Below are 18,700 nucleotides of genomic sequence, written 5' to 3'. Positions count from 1 at the left end.
TGGGGCGGCCGTCACGTTTGCGGCTATCTCGGCGGTGACGATTTCGTCGCCGCACCGCATACTCGCCAACAGTTGGCCTATGCTGCTGACAGCATGACGCTGGTCCATTTCTGAGGGATGCTCAATGTTTTACGTGCAACGCGATGCGCAAGGCCAATTGGTGCGCGTGGAAGCCGCGGCCTACGCCGAGGCCACGGAAACACTGCCGGCCGACAACCATGAAATCCAGGCCTGGTACGCCAACGAGGTGATGGAAACCAGCCTCAAGCAGCTCAAGCAGAGCGACCTGGAAATGATCCGGGTACTCGACGACTTGATCCAGGTGCTGACCAGCAAAGGCGTGATCCGCGTCACCGACCTGCCGGCCGCCGCCCAAGCCAAACTGATGGACCGGACCCAGGCCCGGGAAGCGTTGGGCGGGTTGAGTCATTTGATTGATGATGATGAGACGGGGTTGATCTAGACCCCACCGCAAAAGCAAAAGATCGCAGCCTTCGGCAGCTCCTACATTGGGATGGCGTACACCCTGTAGGAGCTGCCGAAGGCTGCGATCTTTTTCGGCCTTACTGACAACCCGACTTAATGGTTACTTCCAGGGCTTGGGCTCACCAAACAACTGCCCCTGAACCCCATACAAGCCCATCTCGCGAATCACTGACAACTCCCCTTCGGTCTCGACCCGCTCGGCAATCAGCGGCAGGTCGATGCTGTGCGCCGCGCGCTGGATGGCCTCGATGAACAGACGCTTGTCGCTCTCCTGATCGATCGCCCGGATGTAGCTGCCATCGATCTTCAGATAGGCCAGCCCCAGCCGCGCCAGGTTGCCGATCATGCTGAACCGCCCGCCAAACCGCTGCAGGCTCAGGGAGAACCCGAGTTCGCGCAGACGCCGCGTCAACTGCTCCAGTACCGCTTGCTCGGGCAGTTGCTCTTCTCCGATTTCCAGGGTCAGGCGCTCACCCAGATTCGAATGCTGACGCAAAATCTCGAAGACTCTATTCAGCGCCTGCGGATCCGCCAACGTTGCCGAAGACAGGTTCAGCGCCAGGGACTCTTCATGCCCGGCCATCTGCTCCAGAACCAATTCCAACATCAACCGATCGAGCCGCGCGGTCCAGCCAAAGCGCTCCAGCCACGGCAGGAAGCGCCCGGCGGGAATGGTCTGGCCCTGATCGTCGATCAAACGCGACAGCACCTTGTAATGCAGCACCAGCGCGGTGTCCTGACTCGCCACCACCGGTTGGAAATACAACTCGAAACGCTGCTGATTCAATGCGCCATCAAGCAATGTGTGCCACGCATGATGGTCATCACCGACACTCGCCGAAGCACTGTGATCCAGGCAGGCCCAGCTCTGCTCGCCCTGGCCTTCGGCTTGCGCCAACGCCTGATCTGCCAGGCCGAGCACCGCTTGCGGCGAGTCGCCATGGGCAAACGGCGCCAGCCCGATGGACGCTACTGAGGCCACGTCGGTGGCGCCGGTCGCATGCAGGCTCGCCAACGCGCTGTCGAGGTTCTGCGCCAGTTGCAGCGCTTCTTCGCGCACCAGTCCGGGCGCCAACACGGCGAATTCACCGCCGCGAATCCGCGTGACGAGGTTCTGGGTTTCCGGGTATTTGGCGCACTCGCGGGACAACTGCTCGCCCACTGCTTTCAGCAAATCATCGGTGCGTTGCCCGCCTAGGCGCTGGTTCAGACCGGCCAGGTCCTTGACCCGCAACAGCAGCAGATAACCGGAACTGGCCTGTTCCGGGTTGCTCACCCGGGCGTTCAATTGCATTTCGAAATAGCGTCGGTTGGCCAGGCCCGTAAGGTTGTCCTGATAGGACTCGACCCGCAGTTTTTCACTGCGCTCGGCCTGTTCCTGGAACAGCGCCTTGAGCTTCTCGACCATCTGGTTCATGGCCTGCACCACCCGGCGCAGTTCCGGGGTGCGCGGCAGTTCCGGCAGGCTGAGGAATTCCCGGCGCGCAATGGCGTGGGATTGCTTGACCATGTAGTCCAGCGGCTTCAATTGCCGACGCAGCAGCAACGCGCCCAGCACCGCACTCACCGCGCCACAGATCAGCAACCAGCCCAGACTCCCGAGCGCGCTCTGCCACAGTTTGGCCAGGGCGAACATCGGATGGCTGACCACTTCGACCCTTGCAGCCTGCTCCCAGCCACGGCTGACCAGTGCATCACCGCCGGCGGCTTCCAGGCCGATCATTTTGACGAACCAGTCCGGCACATTGTTCACCGCCGGAATGCCGCTGCGCTCGACGATGGTCTGGTCGGTCTTCAGATCGACCACGCGGATGCTCGCGTAGTAGCCGCTGTCGAAGATCGAGCTGACCAGCAACTCGACCATCGCCGGGTCGTCGATGTTTGGCGTCAGTGACAGTGCCAGCGCCGTGGCGGCGTCCTGGGCGTGGGAGCGCAACTGGTTGACGTACTGAGTGCGCGAGCTCTCCAGGCTGACCATGAAGCTGCCGGTGAAGGCGACCACAAGGAACAGGCAGATAGCGATCAACAGCTGTTTGAACAAAGACATCTGAGCGCGTGCTCCTAGTTAGTCGTCTCGACCGGAAATCCTTCGGCCTGCATTTTTTTCAACACATCCTGCCAACGGGACAGGCGCTTGGTGTCACCGACTTTCTTGTTGCCCTTGGCACCGGGCAGGTACAAGCCTTCGGCATTGAAAGAGTAGACCGGCAGCAAATCGGTTCGTTGGCTGGCCGGCTTGATCTCGTTGATCAGGCTATCGAGCACCAGCGGCATTGCCTCGGGTGTCGAATAGTAGGTCAACACCATGTGCGCCCGGTTCAAACGCAACGCCTTGACGTAAGTGATGCGCAGCTTGTCACTGGAAACACCAAGATGGCGCAGGCTGAAATACTTGGCGATGGCGTAGTCTTCGCAGTCGCCGGCACCCTTCCACAAGGCTTCGATGGGGGTTTCCCAATAATCGACCTCGTGCCACAGGTCGATGTCTTCTTCGTAGCGCATCTGTTTGTTGAAGAACTGGTTCACCACATTAAGTTTTTCAATCTCGCCGACCTGCTTCTGGGTGGCCAGCAAACGCTGCCAGGCATCGATGCGTTGCTGCCCCTCGCCCAATGGCCCGTAAAGGGCCTGGGCACGGCGGCTGATCAGGGAAAAATCCCAGTCGGCATGCAACCCGCCCAGCATGACGCCGGCCAGCAGCAGCGCGCAGCACAGCCAGCGCAACATCCGGGGGATTGCGAAACGTACCGCCAATGCGAGGCATCCAGGGTAGGCAGGTGGAAATCGGTTGATGGTGCAGGTTAGGCCGATAAAAGACAATGGCACGGTGAGATCACTTCCAGCACGCTAAACTTGGAATGTGAGTAGTCATAAAAAGATCACAACCTGGAGCAAGCACGGCAAGGGCCACGGGCGCGACACAAGTTGCGATGATCTTTTACAAGGTTTGACAACCTGTATAACAGTCACTAGTGTCCATTTGGATCCAAAAACAACTTCAGTCATGCAGGGTGCGTAGTAGTGACACAGAAGCCCAATCCTCTGAACAGCATCAAGGTCAACGGGCCGATTCCCGCTCACCTGGCGCGTTCGGTGATCGAAGAAACCCTGCGTTCGGCCATTCTCGACGGACGCATCCCTTGCGGCACAGCATTGCGCCAGCAAGACCTGGCGGACCTGTTCGGCGTCAGTCGCATGCCGGTACGCGAAGCATTGCGCCAGCTCGAAGCGCAATCGCTGCTCAATGTCGTTGCCCATAAAGGTGCCGTGGTCGCTGCGCTGGTACAGGGCGATGCGACGGAAACCTATGAACTGCGGATCCTGCTGGAATCCGAAGCATTACGCCGTTCGATTCCCTTGCTCGAAGCCGCCGATTTCGAACTGGCTGCCCGCTACATCGACGAATTGGAAACCGAACACAACTACACCGAGATAGGTCGACTCAATCGCCTGTTCCACATGGCACTGTACAGCAAGGCGCCCAATCGCCGGCTGTTGCGACTGGTCGAAGACGGATTGAACGAAGAAGAGCGTTTCCTGCGCTTCAATCTTGAGGCGATGGGGCTGGGCAAGCTGTCCCAGGAAGATCACCGCAGTTTGTTGCGCGCCGTTGAAGACCGGAACGTTGAGCTGGCGGTCGAACTGCTTGAGCATCACCTCAATCGCGGTGTCGAGGTCATCACACGCTATCTCGAAAGCACCGGCACCCAAGGCAAGAAAAACTCGAGATAAATCGCCCCAAGGCACGCGCGAGCACATCGAATGTGCTCGCCAGCGCTTGCCGCAACGTGTCGCGGAACCTGTCCTGGGTCATTCGGCGAAAAGCCTGCTTACAAATCCCCCTTCGCTCATACCAACCCGCTAGAACAATGCCACTCCTGCGTTCCCGGAGCCCGCCTGGCAACTTCTTCTCAATCCCGATAATTGCAGCCAACGAATGCCGTACCAACGATAGCGGCTACCGTCAATTACGCTCACTCTTGGGCCTGCCAACTCAACAATGAACGCAGACGCACCGCTCTCGCGGGAGCCGACTGCGCACCAAGAACCTACGGAAGGAGTCTTGCCACGGGAAAGGAAGTAAATGGCGTATTCCCGGCCAACTTCCATCCCCTCAGATGACACCAGCGATCACAGTTTGAAAGTTACTTTGAGTGAGGCATTCACTCTCTTATTCGATTCTGACTTATATAAGCCGGAAGGAGTAACTTCACCCAAATAAAACTTAAACCGAAAGTTTTATTGAAACTTGTCGCGCCCGAGAAAGTTTAACTTTCAAATAATATAAAAATAACTTGCCGGGAACTTTATTGATGTATTAGTTTTTCTCCGCCGCCATTGGATCCAGGCCAGCAAGGCTCAAGCCCAATCCTTACGCGGCGCCACAAAGACTGTCTCGCCACTCACATAGATCAATTCGATTGAGGCCTCCGCTCGCCCAGATAAAACATCTACTCACTATCGCTAGTTGTTTACATCTCCCATTGGTATTCCCAATTTACTTATAGGCTCGCCATGAAACCGACTAAAGACCGTCTCAACCAAAAGAAAGCAGAACTTAGCGCTCACCCGATCTTTGGCGAAATACATTCGTTGTCGATCCTGCAACGCTTCATGGAAACCCATGTGTTTGCCGTCTGGGACTTTATGTCGCTGACCAAGCGCCTGCAGCAGGAACTGACCTGCGTGCAGTTGCCCTGGCTGCCACCGCGAGATCCGCAAGCGGCGCGGCTGATCAACGAGATTGTGCTCGGCGAAGAATCCGATGATCGTCCTGCCAATGGTCACTACAGCCATTTCGAGTTGTACCTGGATGCGATGCGCGAAGTCGGTGCAAGTACCGTCGCGGTAGAGCGCTTCGTCGCGTTGCAGAAAGAAGGCGTGAGCTACGACGTGGCGCTGCAAAGCGTGGACATCGATCCCGCCGCTGCACAGTTCGTACGCCACACCTTGCACACCGCGCAGCATGCGCCGGGTCATAGCGTTGCCGCCGTGTTTCTGCATGGCCGGGAAAGCGTGATCCCGCAGATGTTCCAGCGGATTCTCGACGACTGGGGCATTGGCCTCGATCAAGCCCCGACCTTCCGTTACTACCTGGAACGCCACATCGAAGTCGATTCCGAAGACCACGGCCCGGCGGCAGAAAAACTCCTCGCCCGGCTGGTCGATGGCGACCCGCAACGTCAGGAAGATGTGTACGCCAGCGCCATCGCCGCGGTGGAAAGCCGCATCGCCCTGTGGGATGGCTTGCGCGTCAGCATGAGTGAAGCCGTCGGCGAGGTGAGTGCATGAACGCCGCCGATTACCAATCATTCGCTGACGCCTGGGAGAGCCGCGCCACCATCCGCACCCGGCCCCGGCGCGTGCTGGAGAACGACGACAAACTGATCTACCCGTTGAGCCGCCAACCCCTGGTGTTGAGCGAAACCTTCCTGCGCGAATGCCCCGAACAACGGGACTTCGCCTTGGTGCAGACGCTCTACAAATTCATCAACGACGTGGTGATTTTCGAAACCGAGATCGTCGACAAGACCGCGCGCAGCATCGCCAAAAACCGCTTCGCCGTGACCTTCCCGTTCGCTTGCCGCTACGACGCCATGACCGTGGTGGTAGACGAGGATTACCACGCCTTGGTGGCGATGGATTTCATGCAGCAGACCGTGGCCATGACCGGCATCACGCCGATCGAACTGCCGGATGAAATCGAATTGAGCCGGGCGATTCCGGCAGCAGTCGCGCTCGCCCCGGAACACTTGCGCAGCGCTGTGGAATTGATCTGCGTGGCCATCGCCGAGAACACCGTGACCGGCGATGTGGCGGCGTTTGCCAAGGACGAAACGGTCAAGCAATCGATCAAGGGGCTGATGGCCGATCACTTGCTGGACGAAGGCCGCCACTCCGGTTTCTGGGCGCGACTGGTGCGCATCTACTGGCACACCGCGAGCGACGCCGACCGCCAATGCATCGCGCAAATCCTGCCGGTGTTTATCGGCCACTACCTGACCAACGACATTCAGAAGTCCTTCGACTTTCGCCTGATCGAGTCCTTGCAGGTCAGTGACGCTGCGCGCCGGGCACTCAAGAGCGAAGTCTCGGGCCTGGCCTTCCCGATCAATCGCCATCACCCGTTGGTTGCCAACATCGTGCGGTTTTTTCGCAGCAGCTCGCTGCTCGATTCGCCGTGCGTTCAAGAAGCTCTGAGCGACTACCTGGTTTAACGAGGAGAACATCATGAGACGTCTCGACATTGTGCTTATAGGGCAGAGCCAGGCCTTGAACGACCTGGCGCTGGAGCTCGAACAACATGGACATTCACTGGTGCGGCAGGCTGCTTCGGGTGAGCGAGCGTTGGGCAACGTCGATTTAGTCATCGACGACGCCAGCCTGGCTTTTGCCGACTTCGGCGATGTACCGCGATTGACGCTACAACTGGGTGTTACTGAGTCTTTGGGGCTGCCAACCCTAGACTTGCTATGCGCGTTCGACTCGACGCTGTTCACTCGCGTGCCGATTGCCGAAGAATCTTCCGGTAACGGCCAGGCCCTGCGCCTGCGGGCGGTGGCAGAACTGGTGGATCATGTGGCGTTGCTGGTCAGCCGGTTTTCCCGGGATGCCGAGTATTTCCAACTCACCGAAACGGTGGCACCGATTGATTTTGATCGAGTAGAAAACCTGCTGTTTCTCGAGCATCTGGCCTTCGTCCATCAGCTCAACATGACCGCGCACGAAGGGCTGCTGCAACTGGGCCAGATCCCGATGATCGAGCGGCTTGAACAGCGCTTTATCCAATGCGCCGAACGACCCGCACTGAACATCGCCGGCACATCCCTCAGCTATCGCCAGCTGCATGCCCTCAGCCGCGCGATCCAGCAGCGTCTGCAACCGTTGCTTGATCAACATCAAAGGGTGTTGGTGGTGGGTATCTGCCTGCCGAAATGCAGCGCGTTGTATGCAGGGATTCTGGCGATTCTCGGCAGCGGTGCAGTTTACCTGCCGCTGGAGCCGAGCCATCCGCTGCAACGTCAGCAGTACATTCTGGAGAACGCCGGGGCGGTGTTGTTGCTGCATGACGGCGAGCATCCGCTGGCGGAGCAGATGCCGGGGCTGGATATCAGTCGTATCGACTGTGATGCCATGGATTTCGATCTACCGTTGATGCGTCAGCGGCCAGCGCTCGATGCACCGTGCATGGCGCTCTACACCTCGGGCACCACCGGGCACCCGAAAGGCGTGCTGCTCAGCCAGGCCAACCTCGCGCACTTCACTGCGTGGTACGCCGACTATGTGCAACTGACCGAACAGAGTCGGGTATTGCAATTTTCGTCGCTGAGTTTCGACTCGTCGCTGATCGATATTTTCCCGACGCTGCTACAGGGCGCCGAGCTGATCGTGCCCAGTGACGACCAGCGCCGCGATCCGTTGCAACTGGTGGCGCTGATCCGCAATCAACAGCTGAGCCACGCTTTCCTGCCGCCGGCGCTGTTAAGCATTTTGCCGCTGGATCAGTTGCAGGTGCTGGATCACGTAATGACCGGCGGCGATGTTTGCGAGCCCTACGTCATCGAGCAACTGACCCGCCAGGGCAACCTCTACAACCTCTACGGCCCGACCGAAGCCACGGTGCTGATCACCGCGCGGCAACTGCGACCCGGCGACAACAACCGCACCCTCGGCGGCCCGATTGCCAACAGCCAAGTGCTGATTCTCGATGAAGACTTTCAACCGGTGGCCGAGCAGACCGTCGGCGAGTTGTACATCGTCGGCCCGGGGGTGTGCCTGGGTTACCTGAACAACCCGCAGCAAACTGCCGAGCGCTATCTGGAGCTGAGCCTGCCGAACGGCGAACGCCTGCGTGCCTACCGTACCGGCGATATGGCGAAGTGGACCCGCGACGGTATCGAACTGTGTGGGCGGCGGGACAATCAGGTGAAGATCCGCGGCTTCCGGGTCGAACCGGAGGAGATCGAACGTTGCCTGCGGGACAGTCAGCTCTACCGGCAAGTGGCGGTGGTCATCGACAGTCAGCGACGGATTCTGGCGTTCCTCGCCCAACCTCAGGAAGACCAGCCAGGCGCCGCTCGCGAAGCGCTGAAGGCCCACGCCGTGCAATTCCTGCCGGACTACATGCAACCCGGTGCGTGGACTGAGCTGGAGAGCATGCCGTTCGCCAGTAACGGCAAGGTTGATCGCAAGGCGCTGCTGGCGCTGCCGGTGAACGTGCTGGAGAACAGCGCTCGGCGTTTGCCTACCAGTGCCGATGAAGAGCTCTTGCTGGAGATCTGGGCCGAGTTGCTGGAACTGCCGGCGAGCGATATTTCCACCGACGAAAGCTTCTTCAATCTGGGCGGTCATTCGATTCTGTTGTCGCGGATGTTGCTACGACTGCGCGAGGAATTCGGCCGAAGCATCTCGATCAACCGCTTTATCGAGTTGCCGACGATCGCGAAATTGGCGACGCTGGTTCGCGGCTCGGGCACCGAAGAAGTGCTGAGCGCGCAGGCCATGGCCGATGCTTTTCGTGAACTGGATATGCAGCCGCTGCCGGTCAGCCGCATGGGCGATGTGCACAAGGTGATCGTCACCGGGGCCAACAGTTTTGTTGGTGTACACATTGTCGAAGCGTTGCTGGCGTGGGGCGCCACAGAAGTGGCCTGCCTGGTACGCGATGGCGGCGGGCAATCGGCGGCGGAACGCTTCGCCCAGGCCTTGCGCGAGAACCGTCTGGAGCACCTGGACCTGCATCGGGTGCGGGTTTATTCAGCGGATATCACGCGCCCTTCGTTGGGGCTCGCGCAGGATGTCTACGAGCGCCTGGACCGGGAGTTCGGTGCGCTGGTGCACAACGCGGCCAACGTCAATCACGTACTCGATTACGAGTCGCTGGCGCGGGATAACGTCGAACCGATTTTCGAGTGCCTGCGCCTGTGTGAGGGGCGCAGCAAGAAGATCTTCAACTTCGTCTCGACGCTCTCGGCCTCCAGCACGATTTCTGACGATGGCCGGGTGCTTGAATTGCCCGCCGCGCAGACCCCGCCGATCTACATCAAGAACGGCTACAACCTGTCCAAATGGGTCGGCGAGCGGATCCTCGAGCGTGCGCGGGAGCGCGGTGTGCGGGTCAATCTGTATCGCCCCGGCAATATCAGTTTCAACAGCCTCACGGGCGTGTGCCAGCCGCACAAGAATCGCTTGATGCTGATGCTCAAGGGCTCGATCCAGCTCGGCCAGGTGCCGGAGTTCTCGCTGAACTTTGACCTGATGCCGGTGGACTTCCTTGCCCGTTTTATCGCCTTCCATGCCAGCCGTTATCAGCCGGAACACGCGGTGTTCAACCTGCACAACCCCGAGCCGCTGAGCTGGGATGCCTACGTCGATTCATTTCGCGAAGCCGGTCGGGAATTCTCGATGGTCAGCGTCGCCGACTGGCAGCAGCAACTGGGCCGGGTCGACAGCGACAACGCGTTGTTCGGCGTGCTGGGTTTCTACCTCAACGGTTTTGAAGAAGACATCGGCGACATCTCGATGATCGGCCACGACAACGCCCAGGCCGGCGTCCGGCAGATGGGCGCGCACTACCCACAAAAATCCCCGGCGCTGCTACGCCGCGGCTGCGACTACCTCAAAGAAATCAACTTCATCTGACCCACCCCACTGGAGCAAGACCATGAAAACCCTGCAACCCGATACCCTGATCCAAAACCCTCACGGCTGCCACGTAGCGTCTTCGGTAGACGTGCCTGCGGACCCGGCGAAAGTCTGGGCGGTGGTCGGCAACTTTGCCGGCTTCGATCAATTCATCCCGGCGCTGTCGCACATCGAAATGACCGGCGACGGCGTGTCGTCCTTGCGCAAGAAATTCTTCAAGGACGGCAACCTGGTGGTCGAGCAACTCAACTCCCGGGACGACCAGGCGCTAAGCATGACCTGGACCACGATCTACAACACCTTGGGCGTGGCCAATTTGTGGGCGGCAATGAATGTGGAATCCCTGGGGGAAGGCAAGTCCCGGGCGACCTGGACCATCATCGCCGAACCTGCCCAGGGCGGCGCTGAGGCGTTGCCGGGGTTCACGGAGTTTGTGCAGGGGTTTGCTGATGATGCGATGAACAATGTGTTGAAGCTGTTTGCGTAAGGCTTCGGCTCAGCGGTGACTGAAGCACCGCATTCGCGAGCAAGCCCGCTCCCACACTCGACTGCGTTCCTACTGAAGGAACGTGGTCAACCTGTGGGAGCGGGCTTGCTCGCGAAGAACGATAACGCGGTAGTAGAACTGACCAGAATCAGATTTTGAAGCTGTCGACCAACTGCTTCAACCGATTCGCCTGCAACGACAAGGCATCGCAATCCTTCAAAGTTTCATTGAGGTTGGCCACGCTTTGCTGGTTCAGCAGGTTGATCTGGTTGACGTCGACGTTGAGGGTTTCCACCACTGCGGTCTGCTCTTCGGTTGCCGCGGCCACCGATTGGTTCATGCCGTCGATTTCACCGATGCGCTGGGTCACGCTGACCAATCGCAGACCGGCCTGGTTCGCCACTTCGACACTCTCTTCGCTGGAGACCTGACTGGCGTTCATGGTGGTCACCGCTTCGCGAGAACCGATCTGCAACGAAGTGATCATCTTGTGGATCTCTTCTGCCGACTCCTGGGTGCGATGGGCGAGGTTACGCACCTCATCCGCCACCACCGCAAAACCACGACCGGCTTCACCAGCACGGGCCGCTTCAATGGCCGCGTTCAATGCCAGCAGGTTGGTCTGTTGGGAGATGCCTTTGATCACGTCCAGAATGTGCCCGATGTTGTCGGTGCTGGCATTCAGGGTTTCGATCTGGGTGCAGGACAGGCTGATTTTCTGCGACAACTCGGTCATGGCCAGGATGGTTTTTTCCACCACCTGACGACCGTCGTCGGCCTGCTCGCTCGCGCCGCTGGCATGTTGCGAGGCATCAGCGGCGTTGCGTGCGATTTCCTGAGTTGCGGCACCGAGTTGGTTGATCGCAGCAGCCACACTGTTGGTGCGGGCACTTTGTTCATCGGAACCGATGATCGAGGCGTTGGACGAAGCCATCACCCGTTGCGAAAGGTCGTGGACCTGACGGGTCGCCGAGGACACTTCAGAAATCGACGCGTGAATCCGCTCCACGAACTGGTTGAAAGCACCACCCAGTTCACCGAACTCGTCTTTGCTTTCCACGGAAAGACGACGGGTCAGGTCACCTTCACCTTGGGCGATGTCTTGCATCGCACGGCCCATGGTGGTCAGCGGACGCATCAGCACATTGATCAGCAGGCTCAGCAGCACTGCAATGGCGCTCACGGCGATAAACATCGCGATCAATGCCGAGGTGCGGAATTGACTCAGCGGGGCGTAGGCCTTGTCCTTGTCGATCGACAGACCGATGTACCATTCAGCGTTCGGCAAACCGGTGACCGGGGTGAACGAGAGGATGCGGTCCTGCTTGTTCAGAGTGACGCTCTGATTACCCTTCTCAATGCGCACGCTGGAACCTGGGTAGATGTCTTTCAGGTTCTTCATCACCTGATCTTTGTCCGGGCTGACGATTACCTGACCGTCCGCGCTGACCAGGAACGCATGACCGATGCCGCCGAAGTCTACCGAGTTGATGATCTTGACCAGGGTTTCCAGACTCAGGTCACCGCCGACAACGCCGAGCAGTTCGCCGTTCTTTTTAACGGGCAGGGCGATGGTCACCACCAGACCACCGACCGCAGCCATGTAAGGCGGCGTCAGCATGGTCTTGTCAGCCGCAACGGCTTGTTTGTACCAAGGGCGCTGACGTGGATCGTAGCCATCCGGCATCTTCGCGTCCGGGCGTTGGGTGAATACACCGTTGGCCTGGCCGACATAAGTGAACTGGAAGTTCGAGGTGAATGCCGGTTGATCAACCAATCCTGGCAGATCGGCGTTCGCACCTTGATGGGCAACGTTCTGTGCCAGGTTCTCTAGCACCAGTACGCGGCCACTCATCCAGTTCTGCACGCTGCTGGCGGTCAAGTCGCCGGCTTGCTGGACGGAGGATTCGAGATTCTGCCGAATAGTATTTCGCTGCAAATAGTCGTTGTACAAAGTGAACAACGCAAAAGCCAGCACCACGACGCCTGAAGCGGCCAGCAGGATTTTATGGCTGAACTTGAGATTCATTTCATGGGACTTCTTATGCAAAAAGTGGGGATGCGTTCCGGATTGCAACATTCCATGTAACAGCGCAGACGGCTTTCTGAGGCCGCTCTACTTTGGTGCACGCATGTCTCACCAGTCTTTCGGCACGAGAAGGAGAAATCTTAGGGGATTGTCTGAAATGGATGGGATTCGTAGCGGATTCCCGCCGAACGGCGCGCTAGAGCTTCTGGGTTAGCTTTAAGCCCTTGCTGCCGCTTGAAGATTTATCTGCTCCAAAACGACAAAACCCCTGTCTGCGTTAGCAGACAGGGGTTTCGGAATTCAATCTTGACGATGACCTACTCTCACATGGGGAAACCCCACACTACCATCGGCGATGCATCGTTTCACTGCTGAGTTCGGGATGGGATCAGGTGGTTCCAATGCTCTATGGTCGTCAAGAAATTCTGTGACCAGCCCGTTACCTCAGTAACGTGCCAGCAAAAAACGGTGACTTCTACTAAAACAAAACCCCTACCTGCATACGCAGATAGGGGTTTCGGAATTTAATCTTGACGATGACCTACTCTCACATGGGGAAACCCCACACTACCATCGGCGATGCATCGTTTCACTGCTGAGTTCGGGATGGGATCAGGTGGTTCCAATGCTCTATGGTCGTCAAGAAATTCGGGAGCCGGCTCGTTTGCCCTTACGGGTTTACGCTCCAGCGAATGGGTATGTGATAGATCTCGGTGTTTTGTGAGCAGTTTCGAACTTTCGGTTCGTTTCGTCTTCACACACCGCAATCTGGTGCTCTTTCGCTTTTCAGCTCGAAGCAAGCAAATTGCTTGGGTGTTATATGGTCAAGCCTCACGGGCAATTAGTATTGGTTAGCTCAACGCCTCACAGCGCTTACACACCCAACCTATCAACGTCGTAGTCTTCGACGGCCCTTCAGGGGACTCAAGGTCCCAGTGAGATCTCATCTTGAGGCTAGTTTCCCGCTTAGATGCTTTCAGCGGTTATCTATTCCGAACATAGCTACCCGGCAATGCCACTGGCGTGACAACCGGAACACCAGAGGTTCGTCCACTCCGGTCCTCTCGTACTAGGAGCAGCCCCTCTCAAATCTCAAACGTCCACGGCAGATAGGGACCGAACTGTCTCACGACGTTCTAAACCCAGCTCGCGTACCACTTTAAATGGCGAACAGCCATACCCTTGGGACCGGCTTCAGCCCCAGGATGTGATGAGCCGACATCGAGGTGCCAAACACCGCCGTCGATATGAACTCTTGGGCGGTATCAGCCTGTTATCCCCGGAGTACCTTTTATCCGTTGAGCGATGGCCCTTCCATACAGAACCACCGGATCACTAAGACCTACTTTCGTACCTGCTCGACGTGTCTGTCTCGCAGTCAAGCGCGCTTTTGCCTTTATACTCTACGACCGATTTCCGACCGGTCTGAGCGCACCTTCGTACTCCTCCGTTACTCTTTAGGAGGAGACCGCCCCAGTCAAACTACCCACCATACACTGTCCTCGATCCGGATAACGGACCTGAGTTAGAACCTCAAAGTTGCCAGGGTGGTATTTCAAGGTTGGCTCCACGCGAACTGGCGTCCACGCTTCAAAGCCTCCCACCTATCCTACACAAGCAAATTCAAAGTCCAGTGCAAAGCTATAGTAAAGGTTCACGGGGTCTTTCCGTCTAGCCGCGGATACACTGCATCTTCACAGCGATTTCAATTTCACTGAGTCTCGGGTGGAGACAGCGCCGCCATCGTTACGCCATTCGTGCAGGTCGGAACTTACCCGACAAGGAATTTCGCTACCTTAGGACCGTTATAGTTACGGCCGCCGTTTACCGGGGCTTCGATCAAGAGCTTCGCGTTAGCTAACCCCATCAATTAACCTTCCGGCACCGGGCAGGCGTCACACCCTATACGTCCACTTTCGTGTTTGCAGAGTGCTGTGTTTTTAATAAACAGTCGCAGCGGCCTGGTATCTTCGACCGGCATGGGCTTACGCAGTAAATGCTTCACCCTCACCGGCGCACCTTCTCCCGAAGTTACGGTGCCATTTTGCCTAGTTCCTTCACCCGAGTTCTCTCAAGCGCCTTGGTATTCTCTACCCAACCACCTGTGTCGGTTTGGGGTACGGTTCCTGGTTACCTGAAGCTTAGAAGCTTTTCTTGGAAGCATGGCATCAACCACTTCGTGTTCTAAAAGAACACTCGTCATCAGCTCTCGGCCTTAGAATCCCGGATTTACCTAAGATTCCAGCCTACCACCTTAAACTTGGACAACCAACGCCAAGCTGGCCTAGCCTTCTCCGTCCCTCCATCGCAATAACCAGAAGTACAGGAATATTAACCTGTTTTCCATCGACTACGCTTTTCAGCCTCGCCTTAGGGACCGACTAACCCTGCGTCGATTAACGTTGCGCAGGAAACCTTGGTCTTTCGGCGTGGGTGTTTTTCACACCCATTGTCGTTACTCATGTCAGCATTCGCACTTCTGATACCTCCAGCAAGCTTCTCAACTCACCTTCACAGGCTTACAGAACGCTCCTCTACCGCATCACCTAAGTGATACCCGTAGCTTCGGTGTATGGTTTGAGCCCCGTTACATCTTCCGCGCAGGCCGACTCGACTAGTGAGCTATTACGCTTTCTTTAAAGGGTGGCTGCTTCTAAGCCAACCTCCTAGCTGTCTAAGCCTTCCCACATCGTTTCCCACTTAACCATAACTTTGGGACCTTAGCTGACGGTCTGGGTTGTTTCCCTTTTCACGACGGACGTTAGCACCCGCCGTGTGTCTCCCATGCTCGGCACTTGTAGGTATTCGGAGTTTGCATCGGTTTGGTAAGTCGGGATGACCCCCTAGCCGAAACAGTGCTCTACCCCCTACAGTGATACATGAGGCGCTACCTAAATAGCTTTCGAGGAGAACCAGCTATCTCCGAGCTTGATTAGCCTTTCACTCCGATCCACAGGTCATCCGCTAACTTTTCAACGGTAGTCGGTTCGGTCCTCCAGTTAGTGTTACCCAACCTTCAACCTGCCCATGGATAGATCGCCCGGTTTCGGGTCTATTCCCAGCGACTAGACGCCCTATTAAGACTCGCTTTCGCTACGCCTCCCCTATTCGGTTAAGCTCGCCACTGAAAATAAGTCGCTGACCCATTATACAAAAGGTACGCAGTCACCCAACAAAGTGGGCTCCCACTGCTTGTACGCATACGGTTTCAGGATCTATTTCACTCCCCTCTCCGGGGTTCTTTTCGCCTTTCCCTCACGGTACTAGTTCACTATCGGTCAGTCAGTAGTATTTAGCCTTGGAGGATGGTCCCCCCATATTCAGACAAAGTTTCTCGTGCTCCGTCCTACTCGATTTCATGACTAAGAGATTTTCGCGTACAGGGCTATCACCCACTATGGCCGCACTTTCCAGAGCGTTCCGCTAATCTCAAAGCCACTTAAGGGCTAGTCCCCGTTCGCTCGCCACTACTAAGGGAATCTCGGTTGATTTCTTTTCCTCAGGGTACTTAGATGTTTCAGTTCCCCTGGTTCGCTTCTTAAGCCTATGTATTCAGCTTAAGATACCTAACTTATGTTAGGTGGGTTCCCCCATTCAGACATCTCCGGATCAAAGTCTGTTTGCCGACTCCCCGAAGCTTTTCGCAGGCTACCACGTCTTTCATCGCCTCTGACTGCCAAGGCATCCACCGTATGCGCTTCTTCACTTGACCATATAACCCCAAGCAATCTGGTTATACTGTGAAGACGACATTCGCCGAAAATTCGAATTTCTCAATTAAGAGAACTCACAAATTTTACCTTAGCCTGATCCGTTACCAGTGAAAGTAACGTTCAGTCTATCTTTCTATCACATACCCAAATTTTTAAAGAACGATCTAATCAAAGACTAGAAATCAACATTCATCACCGTTTTGGTGGAATGCTCATTTCTAAGCTTTCAACAAACAGAAGCAGTAGTGGTGGAGCCAAACGGGATCGAACCGTTGACCTCCTGCGTGCAAGGCAGGCGCTCTCCCAGCTGAGCTATGGCCCCGTATTTCTACAGGCGTTCCCACACAAGCAAAATTGGTGGGTCTGGGCAGATTCGAACTGCCGACCTCACCCTTATCAGGGGTGCGCTCTAACCAACTGAGCTACAGACCCAATTTCGGGCTGCTTCTTTATCGTCTTCTTCAATGAATCAAGCAATTCGTGTGGGAGCTCATGGAGCAGCTGATGTCGTCGATTAAGGAGGTGATCCAGCCGCAGGTTCCCCTACGGCTACCTTGTTACGACTTCACCCCAGTCATGAATCACACCGTGGTAACCGTCCTCCCGAAGGTTAGACTAGCTACTTCTGGTGCAACCCACTCCCATGGTGTGACGGGCGGTGTGTACAAGGCCCGGGAACGTATTCACCGCGACATTCTGATTCGCGATTACTAGCGATTCCGACTTCACGCAGTCGAGTTGCAGACTGCGATCCGGACTACGATCGGTTTTCTGGGATTAGCTCCACCTCGCGGCTTGGCAACCCTCTGTACCGACCATTGTAGCACGTGTGTAGCCCAGGCCGTAAGGGCCATGATGACTTGACGTCATCCCCACCTTCCTCCGGTTTGTCACCGGCAGTCTCCTTAGAGTGCCCACCTTAACGTGCTGGTAACTAAGGACAAGGGTTGCGCTCGTTACGGGACTTAACCCAACATCTCACGACACGAGCTGACGACAGCCATGCAGCACCTGTCTCAATGTTCCCGAAGGCACCAATCCATCTCTGGAAAGTTCATTGGATGTCAAGGCCTGGTAAGGTTCTTCGCGTTGCTTCGAATTAAACCACATGCTCCACCGCTTGTGCGGGCCCCCGTCAATTCATTTGAGTTTTAACCTTGCGGCCGTACTCCCCAGGCGGTCAACTTAATGCGTTAGCTGCGCCACTAAGAGCTCAAGGCTCCCAACGGCTAGTTGACATCGTTTACGGCGTGGACTACCAGGGTATCTAATCCTGTTTGCTCCCCACGCTTTCGCACCTCAGTGTCAGTATCAGTCCAGGTGGTCGCCTTCGCCACTGGTGTTCCTTCCTATATCTACGCATTTCACCGCTACACAGGAAATTCCACCACCCTCTACCATACTCTAGCTTGTCAGTTTTGAATGCAGTTCCCAGGTTGAGCCCGGGGATTTCACATCCAACTTAACAAACCACCTACGCGCGCTTTACGCCCAGTAATTCCGATTAACGCTTGCACCCTCTGTATTACCGCGGCTGCTGGCACAGAGTTAGCCGGTGCTTATTCTGTCGGTAACGTCAAAACACTTACGTATTAGGTAAATGCCCTTCCTCCCAACTTAAAGTGCTTTACAATCCGAAGACCTTCTTCACACACGCGGCATGGCTGGATCAGGCTTTCGCCCATTGTCCAATATTCCCCACTGCTGCCTCCCGTAGGAGTCTGGACCGTGTCTCAGTTCCAGTGTGACTGATCATCCTCTCAGACCAGTTACGGATCGTCGCCTTGGTGAGCCATTACCTCACCAACTAGCTAATCCGACCTAGGCTCATCTGATAGCGCAAGGCCCGAAGGTCCCCTGCTTTCTCCCGTAGGACGTATGCGGTATTAGCGTCCGTTTCCGAGCGTTATCCCCCACTACCAGGCAGATTCCTAGGCATTACTCACCCGTCCGCCGCTCGCCACCAGGTACAAGTACCCGTGCTGCCGCTCGACTTGCATGTGTTAGGCCTGCCGCCAGCGTTCAATCTGAGCCATGATCAAACTCTTCAGTTCAAACATCTTTGGGTTTTTAAGAAACCCTAAACTTGGCTCAGCAATCGTTGGTTACATCTTTGATTTCTCGCGGAGTAACTTGTGATGCTGATAATCTTGTTGACTATCAGTCTGACTCCACAAGCACCCACACGAATTGCTTGATTCAGTTGTTAAAGAGCGGTGGGTTGATTCTTTCGTCTCAACCGAGGCGCGCATTCTACAGCAGCGCCAGTTACTGTCAAGCGGTTATTTTAAGAAGTTTTCAAAGTTTCCTCTGTAACTTCAACCACTTGCGCTTTCGATC

General features: G+C 56.5%; 9 protein-coding genes, 2 tRNA genes and 4 rRNA genes. 6 read left to right on the top strand and 9 right to left on the bottom strand.

The genetic code is table 11. From position 1 onward, the window contains the following. Nucleotides 1-124: 124 nt before the first annotated feature. Entirely contained in the window at nt 125-463 is a 339-nt protein-coding gene (locus LOY68_RS00665) for a hypothetical protein (protein ID WP_054050336.1), read from the top strand. 123 nt (nt 464-586) lie between these two features. Here the strand turns inward: LOY68_RS00665 and lapD are convergent, their stop codons facing one another. Beyond that, complete coding sequence (gene lapD / locus LOY68_RS00660; protein WP_163914931.1) at nt 587-2,533, bottom strand: cyclic di-GMP receptor LapD; 1,947 nt, start codon at nt 2,531-2,533, stop codon at nt 587-589. A 14-nt stretch (nt 2,534-2,547) separates the two neighbouring features. Next, nucleotides 2,548-3,240 carry a cysteine protease LapG gene (gene lapG, locus LOY68_RS00655; RefSeq protein WP_265042414.1) on the bottom strand — a complete coding sequence of 231 codons (693 nt, stop codon included), beginning with the start codon at nt 3,238-3,240 and terminating at the stop codon, nt 2,548-2,550. Nucleotides 3,241-3,507: 267 nt separating this feature from the next. Between lapG and LOY68_RS00650 the strand changes: the two genes are divergently transcribed. From LOY68_RS00650 to LOY68_RS00630, 5 genes are all read left to right on the top strand, one after another. Beyond that, complete coding sequence (locus LOY68_RS00650) at nt 3,508-4,218, top strand: GntR family transcriptional regulator (RefSeq protein ID WP_163914927.1); 711 nt, start codon at nt 3,508-3,510, stop codon at nt 4,216-4,218. Between the two features lie 783 nt (nt 4,219-5,001). Beyond that, entirely contained in the window at nt 5,002-5,778 is a 777-nt protein-coding gene (locus LOY68_RS00645; protein WP_265042413.1) for a DUF3050 domain-containing protein, read from the top strand. Beyond that, on the top strand, nt 5,775-6,704 hold the full coding sequence (locus tag LOY68_RS00640) for a diiron oxygenase (RefSeq protein WP_265042412.1): 930 nt from the start codon (nt 5,775-5,777) through the stop codon (nt 6,702-6,704). The genes LOY68_RS00645 and LOY68_RS00640 overlap by 4 nt, the downstream gene beginning before the upstream one ends. 13 nt (nt 6,705-6,717) lie before the next feature. Beyond that, nucleotides 6,718-10,128, top strand: a complete 3,411-nt coding sequence (locus LOY68_RS00635; RefSeq protein WP_265042411.1) for a non-ribosomal peptide synthetase — start codon at nt 6,718-6,720, stop codon at nt 10,126-10,128. A 22-nt stretch (nt 10,129-10,150) separates the two neighbouring features. Then, nucleotides 10,151-10,618 (top strand): SRPBCC family protein, encoded by a 468-nt coding sequence (locus LOY68_RS00630; protein WP_265042410.1) that lies wholly within the window; start codon nt 10,151-10,153, stop codon nt 10,616-10,618. Between the two features lie 148 nt (nt 10,619-10,766). On the opposite strand, the gene LOY68_RS00625 is transcribed toward LOY68_RS00630, so the two are convergent. The 7 genes from LOY68_RS00625 to LOY68_RS00595 form a co-directional block, all read right to left on the bottom strand. After that, complete coding sequence (locus LOY68_RS00625; RefSeq protein ID WP_265042409.1) at nt 10,767-12,647, bottom strand: methyl-accepting chemotaxis protein; 1,881 nt, start codon at nt 12,645-12,647, stop codon at nt 10,767-10,769. 304 nt (nt 12,648-12,951) lie between these two features. After that, nucleotides 12,952-13,067: ribosomal RNA gene (gene rrf / locus LOY68_RS00620) — 5S ribosomal RNA — on the bottom strand. A 108-nt stretch (nt 13,068-13,175) separates the two neighbouring features. Next, nucleotides 13,176-13,291: ribosomal RNA gene (rrf, locus tag LOY68_RS00615) — 5S ribosomal RNA — on the bottom strand. Nucleotides 13,292-13,467: 176 nt separating this feature from the next. Beyond that, a 23S ribosomal RNA gene (locus LOY68_RS00610) occupies nt 13,468-16,359 on the bottom strand. A gap of 247 nt (nt 16,360-16,606) precedes the next feature. Beyond that, nucleotides 16,607-16,682, bottom strand: a tRNA-Ala gene (locus LOY68_RS00605). A gap of 33 nt (nt 16,683-16,715) precedes the next feature. Next, a tRNA-Ile gene (locus LOY68_RS00600) sits at nt 16,716-16,792 on the bottom strand. A gap of 83 nt (nt 16,793-16,875) precedes the next feature. Beyond that, nucleotides 16,876-18,414, bottom strand: a 16S ribosomal RNA gene (locus LOY68_RS00595). Together the 16S, 23S and 5S rRNA genes with 2 tRNA genes alongside form the textbook arrangement of a ribosomal RNA operon. Between the last annotated feature and the right edge of the window lie 286 nt (nt 18,415-18,700).

Source organism: Pseudomonas sp. B21-053 (assembly GCF_026016365.1).
Taxonomy (GTDB): domain Bacteria; phylum Pseudomonadota; class Gammaproteobacteria; order Pseudomonadales; family Pseudomonadaceae; genus Aquipseudomonas; species Aquipseudomonas nunensis.
This window is presented reverse-complemented; position numbering and strand designations above follow the sequence as displayed.